Source organism: Marinobacter sp. UBA2498 (assembly GCF_002341575.1).
Lineage (GTDB): Bacteria > Pseudomonadota > Gammaproteobacteria > Pseudomonadales > Oleiphilaceae > Marinobacter > Marinobacter manganoxydans.
Window position 1 is genome coordinate 2,732 of the sequence record NZ_DDOI01000142.1, and the last position, 3,061, is coordinate 5,792.

Annotated in this window: 3 protein-coding genes and 1 pseudogene; 1 reads left to right on the top strand and 3 read right to left on the bottom strand. The window is 52.3% G+C overall.

The window, feature by feature from the left end; genetic code table 11:
* On the top strand, nucleotides 1-511 hold a 511-nt coding region (locus B2W52_RS19585; RefSeq protein ID WP_286803944.1), incomplete at its 5' end, for an ATP-binding protein.
* Nucleotides 512-673: 162 nt separating this feature from the next.
* Here the strand turns inward: B2W52_RS19585 and B2W52_RS19590 are convergent.
* The 3 genes and pseudogenes from B2W52_RS19590 to rloA3 form a co-directional block, all read right to left on the bottom strand.
* Nucleotides 674-1,687, bottom strand: coding sequence for a tyrosine-type recombinase/integrase (locus tag B2W52_RS19590; RefSeq protein ID WP_414673520.1), 1,014 nt, complete (start codon nucleotides 1,685-1,687; stop codon nucleotides 674-676).
* Between the two features lie 66 nt (nucleotides 1,688-1,753).
* Nucleotides 1,754-1,894 (bottom strand): annotated as a pseudogene (locus B2W52_RS19595) (Arm DNA-binding domain-containing protein); the annotation flags it as partial.
* Nucleotides 1,895-2,316: 422 nt separating this feature from the next.
* On the bottom strand, nucleotides 2,317-2,874 hold the full coding sequence (gene rloA3, locus B2W52_RS19600) for a retropepsin-like aspartic peptidase RloA3 (protein WP_067606964.1): 558 nt from the start codon (nucleotides 2,872-2,874) through the stop codon (nucleotides 2,317-2,319).
* Nucleotides 2,875-3,061: the final 187 nt, after the last annotated feature.

A 3,061-nucleotide genomic window follows, 5' to 3' on the forward strand; every position in this document is an offset into this window, starting at 1 on the left:
GGTGGAGCGACTAAGCGATATCGACAGGCAATTAGAAGCTGAAATGCGTCGAAGCCGTTTTGCAGGGCCCCAGATTGGAAAAAGCGCCTACCCCATAAAACAGGCACGGGATCTTTTGTGGATGCTCGGTCGTTTATATCCGGAAAAGTCGTTTGAACTATCGAGTTCTCTGCCTGAAGACAGCCGATGGCCGATAGAAGAACATGATCTAAATGAAGTATTGGGCAACTTACTCGACAATGCTGGCAAATGGTCTTCGAGATGCGTAGAGCTCTCTGTGGAACAAGGCAGCGGCTTCAAGCGAATAGTTGTTGCTGATGATGGCCCAGGGGTTAATCACAAGGATTTAGCCAGTTTGGGCCAAAGGGGTCTGCGGCTAGATGAGCAAACACCTGGGCACGGTCTCGGCCTTGCTATCGTTCGAGATATAGTGACTCGCTATGAAGGTAAAATCAGCTTTTCGACTAAGTCCTGTAGCGGTTTACGCGTTTCTATCGAATTATTAAGATAAAATCGAATGTTCGCTTTTGTTTAGCAGCGGACCGATCGAGGCGTCCGGTGGAGGCCGTAGGCCAGCAAGGTCAGGGACTGGCGAGCCTAAGAGAGACAGAGAGAAATAGATTTCTCTCTGTCCGGTTGCTGCAATTTGTGAAATTAAGATGGGTTATGCCAACTAACACACGCCGTCAAGGGTTTCCAGATGATCAGCCCACTTTTGCAGCCACTCGCGACATTCGGGTTCATAATCGTGCAGATCATAAGTCCCTTCAATACCCTTTCTTGAATGCCCTATCACTGCCTCAGCCACTTCATTGCGACAGCCTAAACGAGACAACCCCGTGCGAACCGTACGACGCAGATCATGTGGAGACCAGTCAGGAATGCTATCCAGCCAAGCTTGGCCTGGCTTAAAGTAGGTGCCACTTCGAGCCTTGGCAGAATTTCTCAAATACCATTTTGTTTCGGTAAGCGATTTCTGCTGGATCGGCAATCCCGTCCGACTCGAAGGAAACAGATAGGTATTGGTGGTTAAACGAAGCTGACGGAGAAAAGCCACAGCTTGGCTCGGCAACTGCACATACCGCTCGGCTCCGTTCTTGGAGTCTCGCATATGCCAAACTGCTCGATCGAGATCTACATCAGACCAACGCGCCTTACAAACCTCACCCGTGCGAGCTCCTGTCCACAGAGTCAAACGAATGACGTTCTTTTGTGTTACCGAGAAACCAGAGCCTGGCAACCACGCTAACACTTCCTTCAACTCCGCATCGGACAATACGCGTTTGCCCCGAACAGACGTAAGTCGGACGCTAGCCTGCTTCAGGCTCGACTTTGCCAACAAAGCCGGGTTCGCAAAATCATCATCAAACTTGCCAAGGCCAATCGCATAGTCGTAGGCGGCACTGAGCTCACGCAGCACATTCCCAGCCTGAACGTTTGCTCCCCGGTCAAGAATGTCCTTCACCATCTCTACCACATGTTTACGCCGAACTTCTGCAGCAGATCGATCCCCCAGAGTGCGTACAGCATCACCGTACAGGGTGCGCCTAGTCTCGGCCTGCCCCTTAGGTTTCCGTGCACCAGGAACTCGTTTCTGAGCCCCAGTTCGACGATTTACAACCAGTCGATCCTCAATCACTTCAGTTAAGTACAGATCAACCAAGTCACGAACAGTAAACGCGGCCACCTCTGCCGCTTCCTTTTCCTGTTCAATTTTTGCACTTTGACGTACTTTCTCCCGCTGAATTTCGGCACGAATGCATACGCCATCTCGTCGTAAAGCCTTCATCCGAGCAAGCTCTAGGCGAGCCTCAGCCAGACTCATCGAGGGGTAATTCCCTATCTTGACTTGAGTTAGCTTGCCCGTTTCGGGGCTCCGATAGCGATAGATGAACGACCTGCCACCGGCTAGCCCCGCAAGTCACACGCAGACCGGCATTCTCTCCAGTGTCCACTTTGACTTTATCGCCAGGCCGCATCGTCTCGATGGCTCTCGCCGATAGTGGCTTGTTGCCGTGTTTGTTATTCTGCATGCTTTGATCCATTAACTGATTGGAACGATAGCCATCGATGGCATTGATGAAGCTCTGGCCATAAGTATAGCTTTTCATCATCAACAGCCTTTTTTGTTAAGGCGCCCACAACCCTACACCAAAAGCTATACCAAAACCTATACTCTTGAACTGGATTACAGCAGATTTCATCAGACTCCTTCAGATGCTACACAGACAAATTTACCAGAAAACCCCCTGTCAAAAGGCGGTTTGAAGCTATCCTACAGGCGAGCTACCAGTGAGCACAGACGATCTCAAAACTTCACACACCCACGTCTTCGTCGGTGTTGTCCTTGTCGAATTTTTCCACCGGGCTGTCTTCATCGCACTGCGGTTCGTGCATGAAGGTGTTGGTCACGTCCACCACGCCCAGATGCTGGATGGTGCGGCGGCCGATCAGCACCGGATAGATCATGTCGCTGCGGTTTTCCAGGCTGAACTGCTCTTCGTGCACGGTATCGCCGAAGCAGATTTCCATCAGCACCACCGGGCGGCGCTCTTCACCACCGGCACCGCGAATAATCACATCGCGATAGAGCGGGCGCTCAAATTTGCGCGACACTTTTTCGTCTTCGTCCTGGTCTTCCACGTTCACTTCAAAGCGCACCCACTCCTCGCCGTCTTTTTCAAAACGTTCAATGTTGCGGGCGTGCAGGGAAGAGGTGAGGGCACCGGTGTCGAGTTTGCTTTTCACTTTCACGCCCCAGGGTTCCAGCGTGGCGTTTTCGATCCAACCGAACACATGCTGAATTTCCACATTGCTCGCGTGGCTGGCCGTGAAGGTGAAAAGCAGACTCAGAGCTATCAGAATACGTCGCATGGTTATCCTCTTTAATCGTATCGGTTCTTGGATCCTGAGACCCGGGCGGATCACGGGCGTTCCCGTAACCCGAGCACCCGACGCCGCATATCCTGCGACGCCACCTGGTCGGCGGTTACCGCTTCGCCCACGTTGAGCTTCACGCGGGACCAGAAACGCTTCGGCAGCCGGGTCAACGCCGGGCCGC

Bases quoted from the DNA above. Each gene is read 5' to 3' on its own strand.
- rloA3 (WP_067606964.1), bottom strand. From the start codon at position 2,874: ATGCGACGTATTCTGATAGCTCTGAGTCTGCTTTTCACCTTCACGGCC.